The organism is Polynucleobacter finlandensis (assembly GCF_018881755.1).
Taxonomy (GTDB): domain Bacteria; phylum Pseudomonadota; class Gammaproteobacteria; order Burkholderiales; family Burkholderiaceae; genus Polynucleobacter; species Polynucleobacter finlandensis.
The window spans coordinates 1-23,137 of the sequence record NZ_JACVPS010000004.1; the positions used below are offsets into that span (position 1 = coordinate 1).

General features: G+C 38.7%; 20 protein-coding genes. 19 read left to right on the plus strand and 1 reads right to left on the minus strand.

The window, feature by feature from the left end; translation table 11 throughout:
• Positions 1-127: 127 nt before the first annotated feature.
• Positions 128-943 carry a class I SAM-dependent methyltransferase gene (locus tag ICN49_RS03380; protein ID WP_216165813.1) on the minus strand — a complete coding sequence of 272 codons (816 nt, stop codon included), beginning with the start codon at positions 941-943 and terminating at the stop codon, positions 128-130.
• Between the two features lie 434 nt (positions 944-1,377).
• On the opposite strand from ICN49_RS03380, the gene ICN49_RS03385 reads away from it, so the two are divergent.
• The 19 genes from ICN49_RS03385 to ICN49_RS03475 all read left to right on the plus strand — a co-directional run bounded on the left by ICN49_RS03385 (position 1,378) and on the right by ICN49_RS03475 (position 23,063).
• Positions 1,378-2,385 (plus strand): NAD-dependent epimerase, encoded by a 1,008-nt coding sequence (locus ICN49_RS03385; RefSeq protein ID WP_216165815.1) that lies wholly within the window; start codon positions 1,378-1,380, stop codon positions 2,383-2,385.
• Positions 2,386-2,498: 113 nt separating this feature from the next.
• The gene (locus ICN49_RS03390) at positions 2,499-3,752 is read left to right on the plus strand and encodes an oligosaccharide flippase family protein (RefSeq protein ID WP_369411502.1); all 1,254 of its coding nucleotides are present in this window, start codon (positions 2,499-2,501) and stop codon (positions 3,750-3,752) included.
• Positions 3,753-3,903: 151 nt separating this feature from the next.
• Positions 3,904-4,743: a hypothetical protein gene (locus ICN49_RS03395; RefSeq protein ID WP_216165819.1), complete on the plus strand. Its 840-nt coding sequence runs from the start codon at positions 3,904-3,906 to the stop codon at positions 4,741-4,743.
• A gap of 199 nt (positions 4,744-4,942) precedes the next feature.
• The gene (locus ICN49_RS03400) at positions 4,943-6,181 is read left to right on the plus strand and encodes a hypothetical protein (RefSeq protein ID WP_216165821.1); all 1,239 of its coding nucleotides are present in this window, start codon (positions 4,943-4,945) and stop codon (positions 6,179-6,181) included.
• Between the two features lie 50 nt (positions 6,182-6,231).
• A complete protein-coding gene (locus ICN49_RS03405; RefSeq protein ID WP_216165823.1) occupies positions 6,232-7,218 on the plus strand; it encodes a hypothetical protein in 987 nt (328 codons plus the stop codon).
• Between the two features lie 112 nt (positions 7,219-7,330).
• Positions 7,331-8,392: an NAD-dependent epimerase/dehydratase family protein gene (locus ICN49_RS03410; RefSeq protein WP_216165825.1), complete on the plus strand. Its 1,062-nt coding sequence runs from the start codon at positions 7,331-7,333 to the stop codon at positions 8,390-8,392.
• 24 nt (positions 8,393-8,416) lie between these two features.
• A complete protein-coding gene (locus ICN49_RS03415) occupies positions 8,417-9,316 on the plus strand; it encodes an alpha-1,2-fucosyltransferase (RefSeq protein WP_216165827.1) in 900 nt (299 codons plus the stop codon).
• Positions 9,317-9,403: 87 nt separating this feature from the next.
• Positions 9,404-10,411, plus strand: coding sequence for a glycosyltransferase (locus tag ICN49_RS03420; protein WP_216165829.1), 1,008 nt, complete (start codon positions 9,404-9,406; stop codon positions 10,409-10,411).
• Between the two features lie 81 nt (positions 10,412-10,492).
• Positions 10,493-12,358: an asparagine synthase (glutamine-hydrolyzing) gene (gene asnB, locus ICN49_RS03425; protein ID WP_216165831.1), complete on the plus strand. Its 1,866-nt coding sequence runs from the start codon at positions 10,493-10,495 to the stop codon at positions 12,356-12,358.
• Positions 12,359-12,376: 18 nt separating this feature from the next.
• On the plus strand, positions 12,377-13,390 hold the full coding sequence (locus ICN49_RS03430; RefSeq protein WP_216165833.1) for a class I SAM-dependent methyltransferase: 1,014 nt from the start codon (positions 12,377-12,379) through the stop codon (positions 13,388-13,390).
• A 10-nt stretch (positions 13,391-13,400) separates the two neighbouring features.
• On the plus strand, positions 13,401-14,672 hold the full coding sequence (tviB, locus tag ICN49_RS03435) for a Vi polysaccharide biosynthesis UDP-N-acetylglucosamine C-6 dehydrogenase TviB (RefSeq protein ID WP_216165835.1): 1,272 nt from the start codon (positions 13,401-13,403) through the stop codon (positions 14,670-14,672).
• Between the two features lie 4 nt (positions 14,673-14,676).
• Positions 14,677-15,717 carry an NAD-dependent epimerase/dehydratase family protein gene (locus ICN49_RS03440; RefSeq protein WP_304610257.1) on the plus strand — a complete coding sequence of 347 codons (1,041 nt, stop codon included), beginning with the start codon at positions 14,677-14,679 and terminating at the stop codon, positions 15,715-15,717.
• Positions 15,692-16,876, plus strand: a complete 1,185-nt coding sequence (locus ICN49_RS03445; protein WP_216165838.1) for a glycosyltransferase family 4 protein — start codon at positions 15,692-15,694, stop codon at positions 16,874-16,876. The genes ICN49_RS03440 and ICN49_RS03445 overlap by 26 nt, the downstream gene beginning before the upstream one ends.
• Positions 16,876-17,904: a polysaccharide biosynthesis protein gene (locus tag ICN49_RS03450; protein WP_216165840.1), complete on the plus strand. Its 1,029-nt coding sequence runs from the start codon at positions 16,876-16,878 to the stop codon at positions 17,902-17,904. The genes ICN49_RS03445 and ICN49_RS03450 overlap by 1 nt, the downstream gene beginning before the upstream one ends.
• A gap of 9 nt (positions 17,905-17,913) precedes the next feature.
• Entirely contained in the window at positions 17,914-19,041 is a 1,128-nt protein-coding gene (gene wbjC, locus ICN49_RS03455; RefSeq protein ID WP_216165842.1) for a UDP-2-acetamido-2,6-beta-L-arabino-hexul-4-ose reductase, read from the plus strand.
• Positions 19,042-19,093: 52 nt separating this feature from the next.
• Positions 19,094-20,242, plus strand: a complete 1,149-nt coding sequence (wecB, locus tag ICN49_RS03460) for a non-hydrolyzing UDP-N-acetylglucosamine 2-epimerase (RefSeq protein WP_216165844.1) — start codon at positions 19,094-19,096, stop codon at positions 20,240-20,242.
• Between the two features lie 3 nt (positions 20,243-20,245).
• Entirely contained in the window at positions 20,246-21,481 is a 1,236-nt protein-coding gene (locus ICN49_RS03465) for a glycosyltransferase family 4 protein (RefSeq protein WP_216165846.1), read from the plus strand.
• Complete coding sequence (locus ICN49_RS03470; protein ID WP_216165848.1) at positions 21,481-22,443, plus strand: UDP-glucose 4-epimerase family protein; 963 nt, start codon at positions 21,481-21,483, stop codon at positions 22,441-22,443. The genes ICN49_RS03465 and ICN49_RS03470 overlap by 1 nt, the downstream gene beginning before the upstream one ends.
• Positions 22,444-22,502: 59 nt before the next feature.
• A complete protein-coding gene (locus ICN49_RS03475) occupies positions 22,503-23,063 on the plus strand; it encodes a sugar transferase (RefSeq protein WP_216165850.1) in 561 nt (186 codons plus the stop codon).
• The last annotated feature ends 74 nt before the right edge of the window (positions 23,064-23,137 follow it).

A 23,137-nucleotide genomic window follows, 5' to 3' on the forward strand; every position in this document is an offset into this window, starting at 1 on the left:
ATTATTAATTACGCTCTTTAAAGATTGCATTCAAATTTATCTGGATAAAGTTTGAAAGCCAACTACAGCGAAGACCGCGACGGTTCTTAGTCCATCAATATAGGGACGGTAATTCTTTAAAAAAGAATTAGATTTTTAATGGGTCAATGCGCTTAGGTTTCCAACCTGGAGGTTTTCTAGCTACCAAAATCCACGAGTCTTTCCAGTTTGGCAATAATTTGGTGACAATTAAGTATGGCGTTCGAAGGAACTTTGGAAGGACCCCAAGCATATGGTCGCATCCATGTAGCTCGATGATCTCTAGCTCTAGGAATCCTGCAAGCTGGATTAAATCACTTCGGACATATTCACGAATATGTCCGCGCCACGCGCCGTGATGCCAGTAAAACTCTTTATAATTGGGCATATTTGTACCACCAACAAGCAATTGAAATCGCTTACGTATATTTCCTGCGTTTGGAACAGTGATTAAGAGAAGACCGTTGGTTTTTATCAATTCGGTGAGATCATTAACCAATTCTCGCGGAGAGTCATGTAAATGTTCTAGTACATCATTTGACATAACCATGTCAAATGATTCCTTTTTGAAAGGTAGAGCACCATCCTCAGCTAAACAAAGATTAATACCCATTTTCGAAGAAAATTCCTTAATCTTCTCCTTGTTTCCAGGGATTAGATGCCAGTCATCCTGCAGATCATCGAAGCCTGAGCATTTGAATCCAAGAGCTTGAAGTATGGCAGTTTTATCGCAAGGCCCGCAACCAAAATCTAGAATGCTTGAGCCGGTCTTTAGATGCTTTAGGACGGCTAGGGATATAGACTCATTCGCCCCCGCGACATAAGTGCTGCTACTGCCTATACCTCGTTCCATATAATTTTTAAATGGAAAGTTATTAATAGTCTCAAAAACCGCCTTATGTACGCTTTTAAGATTTGCTTTCATTTGAAATGCTTTCTTTATTTTTTAATGGAGATCAAATTTATTACAAAATGAGAAAATATTCCCCTTACAGTAATCTTTATCCTCAGATTATAGATCAAGGTGCTGTAAGGGGTTGCGGTCTCAGCTGTACCATAAAAGCACCCATTTCACCTGTCAGCATGGATTCCCATTGAGTCTTGAAGATTTCGTACACAGCAATCTTAGTCAGAGATGAATATTTACATTTCTTGAGGATGAGTTCATATAGGAAATCCTCAATTGGTTTTAAATGGCTGTTTGATATAATCACAGATAATTGTTTTCGAAGCATGCTGTCCAATACCTAAGGATTTCTTGCTAAAAGTCCGTCTCTTGCATGCTTGTCAGTGTTCGCCAATGGTAAAGTACAGTGCTGTAAATCTAAATTTAGATATTGACTCCTTAGCTAAAAAATTATGAAAATTCTTGTCACCGGTTCTGCGGGGTTTATAGGTTCGGCATTGACTCTGAGGTTATTGGAGCAAGGGGGCACTGTTATTGGCATAGATAACCATAACGATTACTACGACCCCTCACTTAAAGAGGCTCGGCTAGCACGCCATATTTCGCACCCCAATTACACTCACCTACGTATTGATCTGTCGAATAAAAAAGCCATTGAAGATTGTTTTGCTAAATATCAACCAACGCGGGTAGTAAATCTTGCAGCTCAAGCTGGTGTTAGGTATTCAACAGAGAATCCTTTAGCCTATATTAACTCCAATATTGTTGGATTTGCTCATATATTAGAGAGTTGTCGACATCACAATATTAAGCATTTAGTTTACGCAAGTAGTTCTAGTGTCTATGGTGCAAATACTAAGCTGCCCTTTTCAACGCACCATAACGTTGATCATCCGCTTAGCCTTTATGCCGCAACTAAAAAGTCTAATGAATTAATGGCACACTCTTATAGTCATCTTTATGATCTCCCAACCACTGGATTGCGATTATTTACAGTATATGGTCCGTGGTCCAGGCCTGATATGGCTCTATGTAAATTTACTAATGCAATTTTAGCAAACGAACAGATTCAAGTATTTAACTATGGCAAACATCGCCGTGACTTTACTTTTATTGATGATGTTATTGAGGGGATTATTCGCGTACTCGATCGGCCTCCATCTAAAAATATAAGTTGGACCGGTGATAAGCCTGACCCAGGGACTAGTAGGGCTCCTTGGCGTATATACAATCTTGGAAATAGCTCCCCAATTGAATTAATGGATTACATTAATTCCTTAGAAAAAGCTCTGGGCAAGAAGGCATTGAGAAAATTTCTGCCAATGCAAGCGGGGGACGTGCCCGACACATATGCAGATATGACTGATTTAATCGAAGAATTTCAGTTTAAACCCTCGGTCACTGTTGACGATGGAATAGAACGATTTGTAAGCTGGTATAGAGAATATTTTAAGGTTTAATTAAGGTCTGGTTAGACCTTAAATTTTGTATCATTAAACAAATTACCATATCAATCTTCAAATATCTGTAATGTAGGAATTTTTGAATTAAGGATTTATAAATTAAATATCTCATTAAAGAAGGCTCATGGATACTTTTAGGGCAGATTATGTCCGTCCTTGCCTCTTTAGTCCTTGTGCGCGTGCTCACAAATTATTTAAATGTCGAGCAATACGGCGAACTTGCTTTAGCATTGACTGTTGGCACTCTTGTTTCTCAGGTGGCATTCTCAGGATCTATGCCGGGCATCATGCGTTACTTTGCTATTGCGGCAGAAAAAGGCGATATCAAAGAATACATGCGTGCTGCTGATAGTATGATGGAGTATGGCGCATTCGCCGCTTTAGCATTGAGCTTATTGCTAATATTTGGAATGGCAATATATGGGTATTCCAGTGTCTTAGCTGTGACTATCATGTCAATTATTTTTTCCGTGCTGGGAAATTTCAATTCGAAGCAAAGCATGATTCAAAACGCTGCAAGACAGCGGAAGGTAGTTTCCCTGCATACTTCATTAGATGCAGGGCTAAAGATTTTATTTGCAATTAGCTTCCTTATTTGGTTTGGGGGATCTGCTAAGGTTGTTATCGCCGCATATATAGCATCTGTTTCCATAGTTTTAATTTCGCAATCCTTTTTTATTAAACGACTAATTTCAATACATCAATCGAAAAAAAATACCACAAGTTTTTGGAAGCAGGAAATATGGAAATATTCTAAGCCTTTTATCTTTTTTAATGCATTTACTTGGGTACAGGCTAGCTCTGATCGGTGGGCGCTTGATATTTTTAGCACTACTCAAGACGTAGGTTTCTATGCAGTGCTCCTACAGTTGGGTTACACGCCGATAGCCATATGTACTGGTTTGATGGCGACTCTAATTGGCCCAATTCTATTCCAGCGTTCTGGGGATACGTCAGATCCATTGAGAAACGCAAATGTTCATAAGCGTGCCTGGCAAATAACCTGGTTAGCATTGGTACTGACAGCAGTATCAAGTGTCATAGCTTTCGCTTTCCATGATTTTATTTTTAATATTTTAGTTTCTAGTCAATACCGCGCTGTATCTTATTTATTGCCTTTTATGATTCTTGCAGGAGGCTTTGTTTCGGCCGGGCAAATTTTAGGATTGAAGTTAATGAGCGACTTGAATACCAAAGCTTTGATTTTTCCTAAGATAGCAACTTCATTACTGGGCGCCTTTCTTAGCTTTCTAGGTGCCTATTTAGCGGGCATAGAAGGCGTTGTAGGGGGATGCTTAATTTTTGGTGTATTACAGCTATTATGGATGGGGTGGCTTTCTAGGTACCCAATGAAAGTCTGTTGATTATTTTGATTTATTAGAAAGATTTAAAATGTAAATACAAAATAAGGTAAGTTAAATCCAAACACAAGTAAAAAACCTAGTCATTAAGTAATTTATGCCTTACAGATAGTTATTCAACAAATTCAAAATTAAAGTTTTTCGAGATATAAAAATGCAAAAAAATATAATTATTAAATTTTTTTACTACTCAAAACGCGATGGGTTTCTTAAATCATTAAAAAAGATTCCTACTTGGTTTATTAGTAGGTTAGGCATTAGGGAGTCCGATGTAATACTTAAACGTCGAATTAAAATATCAAAAAAAATAGATAGTATTTTTAAATCCACAGTTGCATATGGTCCATTTATTGGATTAAGGCTGCCTGTTGATTCTTGGTGGGGCGCAACAGATAGAGGGTCTATGCTCCTCGGCCTGTATGAAAAAGAAGTATTAGAGTCATTAAAGGACATCCCCAAAAAATACAACACATTTATTGATCTAGGCGCTGCTGATGGCTATTATGGAATTGGTGTCCTAGTTAATAATTTATTTGAAAAGTCAATATGCTATGAGATTAGTGAGGCTGGCAGAAAAACTATTAGAGAGAATGCCCTATTAAATAATTTGCTGGATAGGGTAGTTATTAGAGGAATTGCGAGAGAAGACTTTTTTAATGAAATTTCTCCAGAGGAGAGACAAAAATCAGTCCTATTTATTGATATAGAGGGCGCAGAATTTGATTTAATGAGTAAGGTGACATTCGAAGTTTTTAGTAATTCTGTAATATTTATAGAATTACATGAATGGGGGATGGTCGATGGAAAAGAAAAACTCCAAAAGCTGCGTGAAGATGCTTTATCAACGCATCGGATAACTGAGCTTACGATGGGTTCCCGCGATCTATCTGTTTTCCCTGATTTAAAAACATTTGAAGATAATGATCGATGGTTGATTTGCTCTGAAGGCAGAGGTCAACTGATGACTTGGTTGCGGTTTGATCCCAATACTTAAAAGTTACAGGGAACATATACGCAATGTAATACGATGTTATGCGACTAGATTGGGGAATCCTGCAATTAATCTAAATTTTAAAAAAGATGCGTGATAATTGGCGCACCATTTTTCGTTTTGTTGAATTTTTTGTCGCAAAGCTAATGCCATGATTTTTATTTATTTTAATACAAGATGTTGTTAGGTTAATACCACCCATATGCAAGAAGTGCTTATATTCCAACTCAATAAGAAAGTCCCAATGCTAATCGCTTTGGGCGCCCTGTTTTATATTTATGTGCTCCAATATCCCTTGAGTCAGCTCTTGCCAGACTCTACACTAGGACCTGAATATGGTTTAGGCAAATGGATATCAGGCTACTTTTTTGTAATACTCAGCACCGTAATTTTCATGGCAGCACTCCATTTTGGGCTTAATAGCGCCTCAAAATCAATTTTAATAACTAAGCAGCGGCACAATATAGTCATAAGGCGAATGAGCTTGCCGATGGTTGCGTTAATAATTATTTTTTTTGGCCTATGGACATACTTGATGGTGTTTTATAAATTAGGCATGACCATTTATGCTGATTTTGATCCTTTGCCACTTCATATGGCGGGAGTGCTCTTTTATGGGCGCTTATTTTTACAGCCATTGGTTTTGACCTATATTGCAACTGGATATATCTACTCAAAAAATAAGTGGTTCATTTTTTTATTATTGTCGGCTTTAGCCTGTTGGGTAAGTATTGCAAGTGGAAGTCGTTTTGCCAGTCTTGCATTTGCTGCGCCTTTCTTATTCTTATTTAAGGGAAAAGTACGCTACCTTGTTTTTGTATCGGTATTTTTGGGTCTAATTACACTGGCAACTTTGACGAGAAGCTTTTATTTGCCTTATATTATTGGTGGTGAATATATCCAGATTTATGCTAACGATCAGTATCTTTCTTCATTGATAGAAAATTTATATTTCTTACCTATCTTTTATATTATTTATCGACCCTTGGGAATGGGTGAGTTATTAATGACCTTAGATTATGGTGAAATAACATCTAGCTTTTCAGATGCGCTCCAGACATCTTTATCTTATTTTTTTCCTTTTATGTTTTCTTCCTCTGGCGCATCGATAAAAAATATTTATGGTTTAAATGATGATGTATTTGGGGGGTTTAGCTTAGATATGTTTTCTATTTATTGGACGTCATTTGGAGGAAATATAATTTTGTATACCTTTGGATTGGCTTTGATTGGATGGTTGCTCGGGAAAACCTATGCGCAGTTTGCTATTGGCCTAGCACGAATAGGGGCTGCAAAACTTGGGGTATTAGTATTTGCTCTCCTTTTTATTTTGACTTTTGAAGGTCGGGCTTTTTTAATTCCTTGGTTATTTATTCTAGGATGGCTTTTTTCTCGAAGAGAAATACCACTCCTAATTTTTAGTCTATTTAGCTCAAAATAGGCATAATTTTTTACTAAAACTAACACTCAAAACGCTCGAATTTTCCTTTTATGGCTAAGCCACAACTTACTATACTTACCGATCCTCTTCCCTGGGGTAATGAGTTATTGCATGAGGGTGCGCGCCGTATTTATCGTTGGTTAAGGACTCGCCTTAATCTAAACAAAGAATATTTTCGACATAATCTGTACAGGGGACATGTTGCCGTCACTAGAAGCTTACTCGAAGGCTTAAAACATACGGATGTAAAGTTCAATTACAATCCTACTTTTCCTTGGGATCTTGCAAATACGGTGATTGTATTGGCTGGAGTCAGAACTTTGCGACAGGCAATACTCCTTAAGCGTGCGGGGAAAATTAGAAAGCTTTATGCAGGTCCAAATATTGTTGTTTTTTCATCAGAGCATGATTCGATCTTAGCTGAACGTGAGGTCGATGCTGCGATTACACCTTGTAATTGGGTCATTGATGTATATCTTGAAGATAATCCCTCATTAAAAGAAAGGATTTTTTCTTGGCCAGCTGGGGTTGACATAGATTATTGGGTCCCAAATCCGCTGGTAAAACGGGATTCCATATTAATTTTTGAAAAGCAGAATAAAGGCCCTGTTGGCCCCATTGATCCCTATGTGGATTATTTGCGTGCGCTTGGCTGGAAAGTCCAAATTATCAAATATGGGTCTTTTACGCATAATCAATATCTTGCTTATCTACAAGAATCCTGCCTAATGCTAGGATTTGTAGTTTGCGAAAGTCAAGGTCTTGCCTGGGCTGAAGCTTGGTCTACCGACCTACCCACTTTAATATTAAAGAGAACTAGCAATGTATTGCAAGGGCGACTGTATAAGAATTCTTCTGCCCCCTATTTGTGTCCTGAAAACGGGCTATTTTTTGATGATTTTGAAGACTTCAAGAAAAAATTTCATTATTGGGAATCTCACCGTAAGCAATTCACTCCTAGAGAGTGGGTTATCAAAAATATGTCTGATGAGGTATGTGCGACTAAAATATTGAAAAATATAGATGTATTTAAATAATGCACTGAAACAAGCACTTACGAAATTTTAAGATTGCTCTAATGAGAATCTTGATTAGAGGTAACCATGAAATTAACGCCTTGTTTATATGTAAGTTAACTGTAGTTAATATATGAAAAATAAAAAAATATTAGTGACTGGCTCAAGCGGTCTTATTGGCAGTGAGGTAGTTTCTTACTTTGCTAATCAAGGCGCAACGATTCATGGCGTTGATAATAATATGAGAGAAATATTCTTTGGGCCTCAAGGAAGTACGCGATGGAATCAAGATCGCCTAATAAATAAATTTGAAAAGTTTACTCACCATGAGGTGGATATACGTGATCGATCAGGCATATTAAATTTAGTTAAGGAGATTCGTCCTGATGCGGTCGTTCATGCTGCAGCTCAACCATCCCATGACCGGGCCGCCGCTATTCCATTTGATGATTTTGATACCAATGCTGTCGGCACTCTAAATCTATTGGAAGCTTGTCGACAATACTGCAAAGAGTCGCCCTTTGTACATATGTCTACTAATAAGGTATATGGAGATGCCCCCAATCAATTGGCTTTAGTTGAGCTGGAGACTCGTTGGGAATATGCGGATGCAAAATGGCAGACTGGTTTAACAGAAACCTTTACGATTGATCAATCTAAACACTCTCTCTTTGGTGCATCAAAAGTAGCCGGTGATGTTATGGTGCAAGAGTATGGGCGATATTTCAATATGCCCACCTGCTGTTTGCGAGGGGGCTGTTTAACAGGTCCTAGCCATAGTGGTGTTGAGCTACATGGGTTTTTAAGTTATTTGATTAAGTGTAATTTGGAAGAGAAGCACTACACTGTTTTTGGATATAAAGCTAAACAGGTTAGGGATAACATCCATGCATGGGATGTGGCAAATTTCGTCGCTTCTTTCATAGATTCACCTCGAGTTGCAGAGGTTTATAACTTGGGTGGCGGCAAAGAAAATAGTATTTCTATGAAAGAGAGCTTCTCTTTAATAGAGTCTATTAGTGGTAAGCCAATGAACTATAGTTACTCTGATACTGCTCGCGAAGGTGATCATATCGTTTACTACAGCGATCTAAGCAAAATCAAATCTCATTACCCCAAATGGAATATTACTAAAGATTTAAATACCATATTCCAAGAAATACATGATAGTTGGCACCAGCGGAAAGTTGGTTAAAAAAATAATGATAGTGTTTGATTTATGAAAAAAGTATATGTCGAGCTAAATGGTGGGCTGGGCAATCAGATGTTTCAATATGCTACCGCACGAGCATTTTCACTTCGGACTAAATCAGAACTAATTTTAGATTCTCACACGGGTTTTGCGCTTGATAGGCAATATCAACGTCAGTTTGAACTGGGTTTCTTACCCATTAAAGCACACATAGCAACTTTTTTTGAGCGTTTTCCAAACTGGTTAAATCGAATACATAACAAAGTATTTGGAAATAGCACTCAATTAATAAAAAATTCGATTTATGGAACATTTATAGCTGAAACTGCACTGAAATACATCCCGGAGTTAGCCCACTACTCAATAAAAAAATCAGTATGGCTTATGGGGTATTGGCAATGCCCTATCTATTTCCAAGATTATTCAGATTTACTTTATACCGAACTCATGCCGAGCACTCCTAATGATAAAAAGTTTATAGATTTAGGAAAAACCCTTCGGGAAACCGAATCGGTAGCACTGGGAATACGCTTGTATGAGGAGAGTTCTGACCCAGCAGCTCATTCCCTGAATGGTCAAATGAAAACGGTTACTGAAATCAATAATGTAATCTCTAAATTATTAATTTCTCAACCTAAAGCAATCTTTTTCGTTTTTTGTACACATCGATTTCCAATTTTGGAGCAATTAAATTTGCCAGAATCCACAGTTTTTCTCACCCATGATGATGGTTATGCGGGTTCTATTCATAGACTATGGTTGTTAGCGCAATGTAAGCATCATATTTTTACTAATAGCTCCTACTATTGGTGGGGTGCTTGGCTAAGTAAAGCAGTCCACAAATCTGGCAATACTCCGCAATTGATATTTGCTGCAGATAATTTTATAAATACGGATGGCCTTTGTTCTGTCTGGGAAAAATTTTAACGTGTTTTTATTCTCAGCTTTTAAGTTATCTCTCAATTTGCAAATGGCTTTGAGTAATTTACCGCCTATTCGAATCGGAGTAAGCCAATGAATGGGCATCGCAATAGCATATCAAAAGACATTCCCCTCATTACGGTCATCATGTCAGTTTTTAATGGGAGTCAGTGGCTTTCAGAGTCTATTGAGAGCGTTCTCAAGCAAACTTTTTCTAAATTTGAATTTATTATTGTTGATGATGGAAGTACAGATAACTCCGTAGAAATAATCAAGCGATATCAATCTCAAGATTCTAGAATTCATCTGATTGTAAAGAATAATTCAGGATTAGCTGATTCTTTAAATCACGCAATTCAGATTGCACGTGGGCAATGGATCGCTCGCCTAGACGCAGATGATATCTGTGAACCAATGCGATTAGAAAAGCAGTTTATATTTAGTCAGCATAATCCGAGTATTGTTTTTATTGGCACTGGACACTCAGTAATTAATAGTCAAGGGCAAGTTGAGGGTATTTATGACTACCCAACTAATCATGCGCAACTTTTAAGCAATCTTATCAATATAAGAAAGTATCCGGCCCATTCATCTGCATTTTATAGGTCAGATGTAGTACGGTCGGTCGGTGGGTATCGGCCACGCATGAAGCGATCGCAAGATTGCGATTTATGGCTTCGATTATCAGAAATGGGGCAATTGGCATCATTGAAGGAGCCACTTATTCGATTGCGTTATCACTCTGAGCAAATTTCCGATATTGGGGGAAGTAAGGGCCAATTTTTTTATTCCAGAATGGCAATGATTTCTTACTGGCTCAGAATTAGAGGTTTTACTGATCCGGTAAATGCTAACGATTCAAATTATGAGTTATTTATGCAATGGCTTGATCTACAATTCAAAAAGCATGGTCTATATCAACTTCATGCGCATTACGCTCTTTTATATACCTTCCTTCAGAAGCCCTCATTCAGAAAATTTATATCATTAGCAACCAGCTCTTTTATGCATCCTATTTTTACAGTTGACCTCATTAAAAATAGAATTGCTGGCGATAAATCTATGGATAAAATCGCAAAAAAATGGTCTTCTACACAGTAAAATTTCTGAGTGTTTTGAACAATCCCTGGGTCATTTTATATAAATTGCTGGGTAAACGGATAATTTGAGATAATTGGCTTTATGTGCGCCATTGTCGGAATAATATCTAGTGCCCCTCAAACTCAGCGTGATTGGCTGTCTATTGGCCGTGATGCTATGACGCATCGCGGTCCAGATGATGCGGGTGAGTGGTGGTCTGCAGATACTCGAGTGGGTTTTGCGCACCGGCGTTTATCTATTATTGATTTATCCCCAGCTGGGCACCAGCCTATGCATGATATTTCAGGCTTGCTCTCCATCGTTTTTAATGGGGAAATTTATAACTTCTCAGAACTTCATGAGCAATTGCTTGCTATAGGCCATAGATTTAATTCTCACTCTGATACTGAAGTAATTTTGGCTGCTTATCGTGAATGGGGGGTAGAGTGCCTAGCTCGGTTAAATGGCATGTTTGCATTTGCGATTTATGATCAAGAGAAGCAAACTGTATTTTTAGCTCGTGATCGTGTTGGCGAAAAACCCTTCTTTTATCACCACAAAGATGGTGAGTTGCGTTTTAGCTCTGAATTGAAAGGCCTTTTGGCTGATCCGTCTTTGCCAAGGCAGATAGATTTGGAATCGTTGGACTGTTATTTGGCTATGGGATATGTACCGGGGGAGCTTTGCATACTTCACGGATTTAAAAAATTACCGCCTGCACATGCAATATTGTTCGATATTAAAACTGGTCTACATCATAAGTGGCGCTACTGGGAATTACCCGAAGTAAATTTCTTAAGCGCTAATGGCGTGGATGAGTTAGCCTTACTAAATGAGTTGGAAGGTTTATTGGAGGATTCAGTACGTCGCCAGATGGTGGCAGATGTACCCGTGGGAGTTTTACTTAGTGGTGGCGTTGACTCTAGTTTGATAACTGCCATGGCTGTGCGGGCATCTGACAATGTCAAAACCTTCACAGTCGGGTTTCCTGGCCATAAAAAGCTGGATGAGTCTGAACACGCACGCTTGATAGCTCGGCATTTTGGTACCCAACATACTGAGTTAGTGGCTCATCCTGCATCAGCAGACTTATTGCCGCGTTTAGCGCATCAATTTGACGAGCCTATGGCCGACTCCTCTATGATTCCAACCTTTTTGGTTAGTCAGTTAGTACGAGAGCATTGTTCAGTAGTACTCGGTGGAGATGGGGGAGATGAGTTATTTGGGGGCTATGGGCACTATAGCCGTCTAAAATGGCTTGAAAAAAAAATGGGGCCAATTCCATACCCCTTGCGCAAAGGAATATCTTTTGCTGCTGGCAAGATATTGCCTACTGGTTTTAAGGGACGGAATTGGCTGCAAGGTTTGGCAGTGGATTTAAAGAGTGGTTTGCCGCTCATTGCTTCTTTCTTTGATACTTCTATGAGAAAGCGTTTATTAGGCAATCGGGGTAATTGCACTCAATTCGCTGAAAGAATTAATAAAGACCGATGCCCTTTAAATACAGATTTAGTCCAACGATCTACTAGAATGGATTTTCAGAATTATTTGCCAGAAGATATCTTAGTTAAGGTTGATCGAGCTAGTATGATGAATTCACTTGAAGTACGCGCGCCCTTACTTGATGTCCGTTTAATTGAGTTTGCGTTTGGAAAAGTTCCAGAGTACTTAAAAGCCACTTTAGGTGAGAGAAAAATATTGCTCAAGCGGCTCACTGAACGTTTATTACCATCTGAGTTTGATCGCCAAAGAAAGCAAGGGTTTTCCATTCCACTTGCTGAGTGGTTAAAAACAGGTCCATTTCGGACATTATTTTATGAGGTTTTGTGCGATCCTCAATGTATTTTTGATAAAGCCACAGTAGAAGAGTTACTACGCAATCAGGACAAGGGCTATAGTAATGGCGAGCGCTTATTTGCTTTAGTATTATTTGAATTATGGCGAAGAGAATACGCAGTCACTTTTTAAAAATACCGGAGATCTTTTGTGAAAGCAGAATTATTAGAGTTGTTGCGCTGTCCAAAAACAGGGCAGCTATTAACTATCGAATCTAATGACACATTTGATGGGGAAATTTATAGCGGTATGCTTGTATCTGAGGATGGAGTAAATCGGTATCCCATCGTAAATAACATTCCGCGTTTTGTGAATCCATTAAATTATGCTGATAACTTCGGGGCACAATGGAATATGTTTCGCAGGACACAACTCGATAGCTACTCAGGCGCTCCAATTTCCTCAGATCGATTTTGGTTGGCTACCAACTGGAAGCCAGATAATCTAAGGGGGCAATGGATACTAGATGTAGGTTGTGGAGCAGGACGTTTTGCTGAAGTTGCATTAAATGCGGGGGCTAAGGTTGTTGCCTTAGATTACTCTAGTGCAGTTGATGCTTGCTATGCAAACTTGAAAAATCATCCAAATCTTCATGTAGTGCAAGGTGATATTTATGCGCTTCCGTTTGGGGATAGTATTTTCCCTTTTATTTATTCTTTAGGGGTACTTCAGCATACTCCCGATGTTGCTAAAGCGTTTGCCTCTTTACCCGCTAAATTGAGTCCCGGAGGGAAGTTATGTGTGGATTATTATTGGAAGCGATTGAGGACTCTATTAAACGCAAAGTACCTCTTTCGTCCTTTCACAAAAAGAATGGATCACCAAAAACTATTTAAATTCTTACAACCCAAGATTCCTACTTTGCTAATGATAAGTCGAGGGCTTGGAGCCGTGCCAATATTAGGTAAAGGTCTCAAACGATTGGTTCCAGTTGCGGACTATGTCGGTATTTTTCCACTTACTAAAATGCAACTCGAAGAATGGGCGCTATTAGATACATTTGATGCCCTAGGACCTCAATATGATAGCCCGCAAACTTTTGCAGCAGTGAAAAGAGGATTTGAAGAGGCAGGCTTGATTAATATTGAAGTGGGACACTGGGGGCACTTGGTGGGAAGAGGAAGCAAGCCTAATTTTAATAATTTTGCAGAAAAATATAGATAGAGAAAAACTTATGACTGCTAAATTAAAGTTGGCGATTATTGGGCTTGGATATGTTGGTTTGCCACTTGCAATTGAATTCGGCAAAAAAAGAAGTGTGATTGGATTTGATATCAATAAAGATAGAATCCAAAATCTTAAGAACGGTAGAGACCATACTCTTGAAGCGAGTAAAGAAGATTTAGCTACTTCAAAGCATTTAATATTTACTGATAATGTAGATAAGCTAAAAAATTGCAACTGTTATATTGTCACGGTCCCCACCCCTATAGATCAACATAAGCGTCCTGACCTTACTCCCCTAATTGGTGCGTCCACCCTTATTGGTAAATTATTAAAAGCGGGCGATATTGTTATCTATGAATCAACCGTTTACCCGGGAGCAACGGAAGAAGATTGCGTCCCAATTTTAGAGGATTATTCAGGCTTAAAATTTAACCAAGATTTCTTTGTAGGTTATTCACCAGAGCGCATTAACCCAGGTGATAAAGAACATCGTCTTACCAATATTAAAAAAGTAACCTCCGGTTCAACACCAGAAATTGCTGAATTGATTGATGCTCTGTATAACGAAATTATTACTGCAGGAACTCATCCGGCCCCTAGTATAAAAGTGGCTGAGGCAGCTAAAGTCATTGAAAATACCCAGCGAGACATTAATATTGCCCTAATTAATGAATTAGCACTGATTTTCAATAGGATGGGTATAGATACTGAAGCTGTTTTAGAGGCAGCTGGAAGCAAATGGAATTTTTTACCATTTCGCCCAGGATTAGTTGGAGGGCATTGCATTGGCGTTGACCCATATTATCTTACTCATAAAGCTCAATCCTTGGGCTACCATCCGGAAATCATTTTGGCTGGTCGTCGTCTAAATGACGAAATGGGGGCGTATGCAGCAAGGGTTTTAGTGAAATCGATGATTAAGCGCTTAATCCCAATCAAGGGAGCAAGAGTATTGGTAATGGGGCTAACGTTTAAAGAAAACTGTCCTGATCTTAGAAACACTCGAGTGGTAGATATCATTAGCGAATTGCAGGATTATGATTGTATGGTAGATATTTATGACCCATGGGCGAATCCCACGGAGGCGAAAGAGGAGTACAACATTTCACTTGTGGAAACACCAAGAACTAATACCTATGACGGAATTATTCTTGCTGTAAACCATAAGCAATTTAAAGATATGGGTATTAATAAAATTCGAAAATTAGGTGCGAAAAATCATGTTTTGTATGACTTAAAATATATTTTTCCTGCGAATCTAACTGATCTTCGTTTGTGAGTATCTGATGCCAGCATTCGATAATCTTCAAATAAAACTTTTAGCTAATCAGAAAATTTGGTTGATTACAGGTGTTGCAGGCTTCATAGGAAGTAATCTTTTAGAAAAATTACTTAGGCTAAATCAGCAGGTAATTGGAATTGATAATTTTTCAACGGGTAAACAGCGAAATTTAGATGAAGTACAGGCCTTGGTAAACCCTAATCAGTGGGCAAATTTCAATTTTTTTGTTGGCGATATTCGGAATTTAGATGATTGTAGGAAAGCTTGTGATGGGGTGAATTACGTCTTGCACCAAGCTGCTTTAGGCTCAGTTCCAAGAAGCCTAGCAGATCCTATTGCTACTAATGCAAGTAATATTGACGGATTTCTAAATATGTTAATTGCATCTAAAGATGCAAATGTTAATTCGTTTGTCTATGCAGCCAGTAGCTCTACTTATGGCGATCACCCAGCCTTACCAAAGGTAGAAGAAAATATTGGCAAACCGCTTTCTCCGTACGCTGTTACAAAACTTGTAAACGAGCTATATGCTGAAATTTTTGCAAGATGTTATGGATTTGATACTATCGGTTTAAGGTACTTTAATATTTTTGGAAAACGACAAGATGCTGAGGGTGCTTATGCTGCAGTCATCCCAAAATGGACCGCCGCCATGCTTAGAGGCGATGATATTTTTATCAATGGAGATGGTGAAACAAGTAGGGATTTTTGCTATGTTGATAATGCTGTTCAGGCTAATCTATTGGCTGCTACATCAGTAACTAATAGCGCAAGAAATCAAATTTATAATGTAGCACTAAATAATAGAACTTCTTTAAATAAATTATATGGGCTCATTAAAGAGACTTTACAGTTGCATTGCGAGCTTCCATCTTCGAAATTAATTTATCGCGATTTTAGATCTGGAGATGTTCGACATTCTCAGGCAGATATTAGCAAGGCGCAAAAATTGCTAGGGTATTCCCCACTCTTTTCGATAGATAAGGGACTTAAGGCTGCAATGCCTTGGTATATCAATGAAGTTGTCAAACGTGACAATTAAAAAAAATATTAAAGTTGGAATTGATGCTGCAAACTTACGTGGCGGAGGTGGCGTAACTCATTTGGTGGAGTTGCTTAGGGCGACAGAGCCAGATGTAATGGGTATAGAAGGTATTATAGTTTGGGGTGGAACTGTAACCCTCAATCTCATTGACGATCGTCCATGGATAAAGAAATGTTTCATTGCCGAGTTAGATCGCGGTCTACTGCGGCGTACTATTTGGCAACGATTCTCTTTATCGAAAGTAGCTCGTCAAGAAAATTGCGACGTTCTGTTTGTTCCTGGCGGAAGTTACGCTGGAAGTTTTAGCCCAATGGTGACTATGAGTAGGAATTTACTTCCATTTGAAACAAAAGAATTGGGGCGATATGGATTATCATTTTCAACTATTAAGCTTTTGATATTAAGATGCACGCAATCGTATTCGTATAAACATGCTCAAGCTGTCATTTTTTTAACTAAATATGCATTCAAGGTTGTAAGTAATTGGACCGGAACAATTAAAGGCTTAACATGCGTTATTCCTCATGGCCTCAACCCCCGGTTTTTTAACCCCCCTAAATTACAGCGTCATATCAGTAATTATGGAATTGCAAATCCTTACCGCATAATTTATGTGTCCACTATAGATCAATATAAACATCAATGGCACGTTATTGAGGCCATAGATTCATTGCGAAAATCAGGTATGCATATAGCATTAGATTTAATTGGATCTTATTACCCCCCAGCATTAAAACGATTAAAATCATCCATCGCACAGTATGACCCCCAAGGTAACTGGGTTAGTTATCTTGAGTCTGTTCCATTTAATGATTTGCATAGCTATTATTCACATGCAGATCTAGGGCTATTTGCATCTAGTTGCGAGAATATGCCAAATATTCTATTGGAAACTATGGCCTCTGGCCTGCCCATTGCTGCTTCTAATAGAGGCCCTATGCCAGAAATTCTTGGATCTGCTGGTGTCTATTTTGATCCTGAGAAGCCTAGTGAGATAGCCCGAGCGTTATCCGAATTAATTAATTCCCCTCATTTAAGGGCTGATTTATCCAAGGCAAGTTATGATTGTGCAATTAAATATTCATGGCATCTATGCGCAAGAAAAACATATCAATTTATGATTGATGTAACACAGGGATATAAAGGAACTACTTAATGTTTTCTAATAAAACATTGCTTATTACAGGTGGCACTGGATCATTTGGAAATGCTATATTAAATCGTTTTTTACATACTAATATAGGCGAAATTCGAATCTTTAGCCGGGATGAAAAAAAACAAGATGATATGCGTAAAAAATACAGTAGCCCAAAATTAAAATTCTATATTGGCGATGTGCGTGATGTTGAGAGCATACGAACTGCTATGCGTGGTGTTGATTTTGTTTTTCATGCAGCAGCCCTTAAGCAGGTTCCTTCTTGTGAGTTCTATCCACTACAGGCTGTGAAAACAAATATCTTAGGCACTGAGAATGTATTAGAGACTGCAATTGAAAATCAAGTGCAACGAGTTATTTGTTTAAGTACCGATAAGGCCGTATATCCAATTAATGCAATGGGTATTAGTAAGGCTATGATGGAAAAGGTTGCTGTGGCAAAGGCTCGCGAGAGTAAGAATACGACTATATGTGTCACTCGCTACGGAAATGTGATGGCCTCCCGCGGATCAGTAATACCTTTGTTTGTAGAGCAGATACATGCTGGAAAACCTCTGACCATTACCGACCCTAATATGACTCGCTTCATGATGACTCTGGATGATGCGGTAGATTTGGTTTTATTTGCATATGAACATGGTCAATCTGGCGAAATTTTTGTTCAAAAAGCTCCGGCAGTATCAATTAAGGTTTTAGCGAATGCTTTGACAGATTTACTAGGGTTGCCTAATCATCAGCTTGATATCATGGGTACGCGTCATGGTGAAAAGCAATTTGAAACACTGTTAAGTCGCGAGGAAATGGTTGCGGCCGAGGATTTAGGTAATTATTTTAGAGTGCCGCCAGATTTGCGCGATCTAAATTATGGCAAGTATGTCGAGCAAGGAGAAATCCAAATCTCTGAAGCAATGGATTACAACTCAAATAATACAATTCAGTTAGATGCTAGTGGCATGAAGTCTTTATTAATGAAGTTAAATTATATGCAGTCAATTACGCGCGGCGAAAATGCTTTAGCAGAGGAGTAAGGACGAATTATGCGAGTATTGATTACAGGTGCCGACGGATTTATTGGCAAAAACCTTTGCCAATATTTTGTAGAACGTTCAGATATTCAGGTTATCCGTTTTACTCGTGAAAATAGCCTCGATGAATTGCCCAAGTTATTACAAAATATCGATTTTATTTTTCATTTAGCCGGTGTAAATCGACCTCTCGATGACCAAGAATTTATTGCTGGCAATATTGATTTCACTCAAAAATTATGCGGGGCATTGGCTAATGAAGTTCAATTTTCTGGCCGTAAAATTCCCATTATCTTTAGTTCATCTGCTCAAGCCACTGTGACTAATGCTTACGGCGAAAGTAAAAAAGGTGCTGAAAATTTCTTAGTAAAATTGCATCAGGATTATGGGATACCCGTTTATATATATCGCCTGCCCAATGTGTTCGGCAAGTGGTGTAAGCCTAATTATAATTCAGTAGTTGCAACCTTTTGCCATAATATTGCTCGGGGATTACCAGTTCAAGTGAATGACGCATCCGTACAACTTACCTTGGTATACATAGATGATGTGATTGATTCTTTTGTACAACTATTGGATAGTAATAATGTGATTACCTATAGTGAGATCTATGTTGAGATTTCACCAAGCTATAGCATTTCAGTTGGTGAGTTAGCAAACTTGATTCAAGTGTTTAAAGAGAGCAGATCTACTCTCAAAATAGAGCGCGTTGGCATGGGCCTAGTAAGGGCTTTATATTCCACTTATATGAGCTATCTCCCTCCCGCATCTTTTTCATATGAAGCCCCAAAATATGCTGATTCGCGCGGAGCTTTTGTGGAGATGATTAAGACTTTAGATTCGGGGCAAGTATCCTACTTTACTTCCATTCCCGGCGTTACTCGAGGAGGCCACTACCACCATAGTAAATCTGAAAAATTTCTGGTAATTCAGGGTGCGGCTTTATTTAGATTCCGTAATATACAAACTACAGAGTTCTATGAAATTACAACTCATGGTGGTGAGGGTGTGATTGTAGAAACCGTCCCGGGTTGGACGCATGATGTAACCAATATTGGTATTGATGTGTTAATTTGTGCTATTTGGGCTAATGAAAATTTTGATCGGTCTAGGCCAGATACTTTTACGTGCGCTATTTAAGAGAATTATAAAAGTATCAATTACGTAGTTTACAGACATAATATTGTTAATAATGAAAAAACTTAAAGTTCTTACTATAGTTGGCACTCGTCCTGAGCTAATTCGCCTATCTCGTGTAATAGCAAAACTTGATGAATATTGTGAACATATTCTGGTACATACAGGTCAAAACTATGACTATGAGCTCAACAAGATTTTTTTTGAGGAAATGGGGATTCGAAAAGCGGATTACTTTCTTGATAGCGCTACAGATAGCTCTAGCGCAGCCCACACCATTGGTAATATTATTATCGACATTGATAAGATCCTGGATGAGATTAAGCCAGATGCGCTTTTGGTGCTGGGAGACACAAATAGTTGCTTAGCAGTTATTCCTGCTAAGCGCCGAAAGATTCCAATCTTCCATATGGAAGCTGGTAATCGATGTTTTGATCAGCGCGTTCCGGAAGAAATTAATCGAAGAATTGTAGATCACACTGCTGATGTCAACTTAACTTATAGCTCAATAGCGAGAGAATATTTGTTGAGGGAAGGACTTCCTCCTGATTTGGTTATAAAAACAGGTAGCCCTATGTATGAGGTTCTAAATTATTACAGACCTCAAATTGATCAATCGGAGATATTGGGTCGCCTTGAGGTTACGGAATATAGCTATTTCGTTATCAGCGCGCACCGTGAAGAAAATATAAATGCAGATGAGGCGTTTATAAAGTTAGTAGCTATCATAAATGGCCTTGCTAAAGAGTATGGCCTTCCAGTCATTGTATCCACACACCCTCGAACCCAAAAACAGATTGATGAAAATCACATTCAGTTTGATCCATTAGTAAGACTCCTAAAACCATTGGGCTTCTTAGATTATGTGAAGTTACAGATGTTAGCGCTTGTGGTCTTATCTGACAGTGGCACTATTAATGAGGAATCTTCTATTCTTAACTTTCCTGCTTTAAACCTTAGAGAGGCTCACGAGCGCCCAGAGGGCATGGAAGAAGCTGCCGTCATGATGGTTGGGTTGGAGCTAGATCGGGTTAAGCAATGCATACACATCCTTTCGCACCAGCCACGTGGAGCAAATAGAGATCATCAGACAGGCGTTAGGTTAGTAGGCGACTATAGTATGCCGAATGTATCTAACAAAGTTTTACGAATTATTATGAGTTATACCGATTATGTTAATCGTGTTGTCTGGAAGAAGTATTGATCTATGCGCATTTTGGTAGTCACTCAATATTTTTGGCCTGAAAACTTCAGGATCAATGATTTAGTTTCAGAGTTAGTAAAGCGCGGTCATCAAGTCACTGTTTTAACAGGAAAACCAAATTATCCAGATGGGAAATTCTTCCCCAATTTTCTTGCTAATCCTGAAGAATTTAAGGAGCTTAATGGTGTCAAAATCATTCGCGTACCTATACTTGCTAGAGGGGTGGGTAATTTAAAACTCGCTTTAAATTATTTAGCATTTGCTTTGAGTGCATCCTTTTTGGGGCCATGGCTGTTAAAGGGGCAGGCCTTTGATGCTATTTTTGCCTATGAACCTTCTCCTATCACCGTAGGGATTCCTGCGGCTGTAATGCGATATTTTAAGAAAGCTCCCTTAATATTTTGGGTTTTAGATTTATGGCCGGAAACTATTCAAGCTTTAGACATTGTTCGATCCAAGTTTATTCTTTGGATGTTAAAAAAGTTAGTGCAACAAATTTATCAGCGTTGCGATTTAATTTTGGCACAATCGAAAAGCTTTATCCCAAAGATAGCGCAATATACAAGCGCTTACTCCCAAATTGAATACTTCCCAAGTTGGTCTGATATAACTTTAAATGATCAAGTAATAAAGCCGGCCTCAGAAATTCCAATAAAATCTGGATGTTTTAATATTATGTTTGCTGGAAATATTGGAGAAGCGCAGGACTTCCCTACAATAGTAGAAGCTGCATATATTCTAAAAAGCCATCTCAATATTAGGTGGATCATTATTGGCAGCGGGCGTCAAAGTAAGAAATTAAAAGAGGAAGTTCAAATGCAGGGCCTTGAGCATTGCTTTTTGTTTTTAGGGCAATTTTCTGTTGAGCGTATGCCTTCGTTTTTTGTACATGCTGATGTGTTATTGGTCTCTCTAAAGAAAGCTCCAATATTTGCAATGACTATTCCTGGAAAGTTACAATCTTACTTGGCCTCAGGAATTCCAATACTGGCTATGTTGGATGGTGAAGGGGCCGATATTATCCGTAATGCCGATGCTGGCATTATATGTTCTGCCGGTGACTCTAGAGAGCTTGCTAAATCGGTATTAAGATTATCCAGAACGTCTATTCGGGATCGTCAATTAATGGGTAAAAGAGGCAAAGCTTTAAGCTTAAGAGAGTTCGATCGTGACAAATTAATAAGCAAGCTTGAGCGATGGTTTAAGCTAACCCAGTGTAGGTTAATTAAAAAAAATTAATGCGCTCCCATCGAATTTTACTTACTGGCGCAACAGGCTTTGTCGGCGCCAACCTTCTAGAGAGGCTCATTACTGAAAATTACGCTGTACTTGCAACTGTTCGGCATCTAGCTACCAATCCTTTGATACATCAAAACCTTGACTATATTTGCATGGGCGAACTAACTTCTTCTTTAAATTGGAGCAAAGCTTTAGATGGAATTGATACTGTAATTCATTTGGCTGCACGTGCGCATGTTATGAGTGAGCACAAATTAGATCCTTTGAGTGAGTACCGCCGGATCAATGTTGACTGCACCTTAAATTTGGCGCGTCAGGCAGCGAAGCTTGGAGTTAAGCGATTTATTTATTTGAGCTCTATTAAGGTGAACGGAGAAGTTACTGATCTAAATACTCCATTTACCCCTAAAGATATTCCCCAGCCTCAAGATTCATATGGCATTAGTAAGTATGAGGCAGAAATAGGCTTGTTGGTACTCGCGAATAATTCTGATTTAGAGCTTGTCATTATTAGGCCCCCTTTGATTTATGGCGCAGGAGTAAAGGGAAACATCTTAACCATGATGCGCTGGCTTTCTCGACAAATCATCTTACCCTTAGGGGCAATTCGTAATCGACGCAGCCTAGTTTCTGTAGATAACTTGGTTGATCTAATTGTCTGCTGCATAGATCATCCTAGTGCGGTAAATCAAGTATTTTTGGTTTCTGATGAGGAGGATTTATCAACCCCTGAGCTATTGCATCGAATGGGAAAAGCACTCAACAAGCCAACTTATTTAATTTCTATTCCAGTAGGACTGCTAAAGTTTTGTGCTCTATTGCTGGGCAAGCGCCATCTAATGGAACGTCTTTGCTCTTCTTTATGGGTTGATATTTCAAAAACGCAAAACTTATTGGGCTGGAGCCCAATAAGTTCAGTAGATGAAGGCTTACGCAAATGTGCCGATGACTTTATCAGATAAAGAATATAATGTAACTTGCGTATCTTTTTAAAATCTCCCCACCCTTAGTCGGACATGACATGAAGCGACTTTTTGATATCTTCGTCAGTATCTTGGGATTATCAGTATTTATAGCGCCCATTGTTCTATTAGCATTAATGATCAAATTGAGTTCTCGCGGCCCAATTATGTATTGGTCTGACCGAATCGGTAAAGATAATATAATTTTTAGCATGCCAAAATTTCGAACTATGCGAGTTGGCACCCCAGCATTAGCAACCCACTTATTGGCCAACTCTGGTAAGTATTTAACGCCACTAGGATCTTTTTTACGCAGGTCTAGTTTAGATGAATTACCTCAACTTTGGAGTATCTTAGTTGGGAAGATGAGCATTGTCGGACCACGACCAGCCCTTTTTAATCAAGATGATTTGATTTCTGAAAGAGCTAGGCTTAATGTTCATCATCTTAGACCGGGCCTAACAGGCTGGGCTCAGGTAAATGGGCGGGATGAATTATCGGTCGATCAAAAGGTAAAGCTAGATTCTGAATACTTGGAAAGACAATCCTTTTTTTTTGATGCCAAGATTATCATGCTCACTATAATGAGAGTTATTCGTAGAGAGGGTGTATCACATTAATACATTATCTATTGTATCGTGCTAAATAATTTCACTACTATGGTCTTGCATTTACCAAGATCAATAAAGCGAGC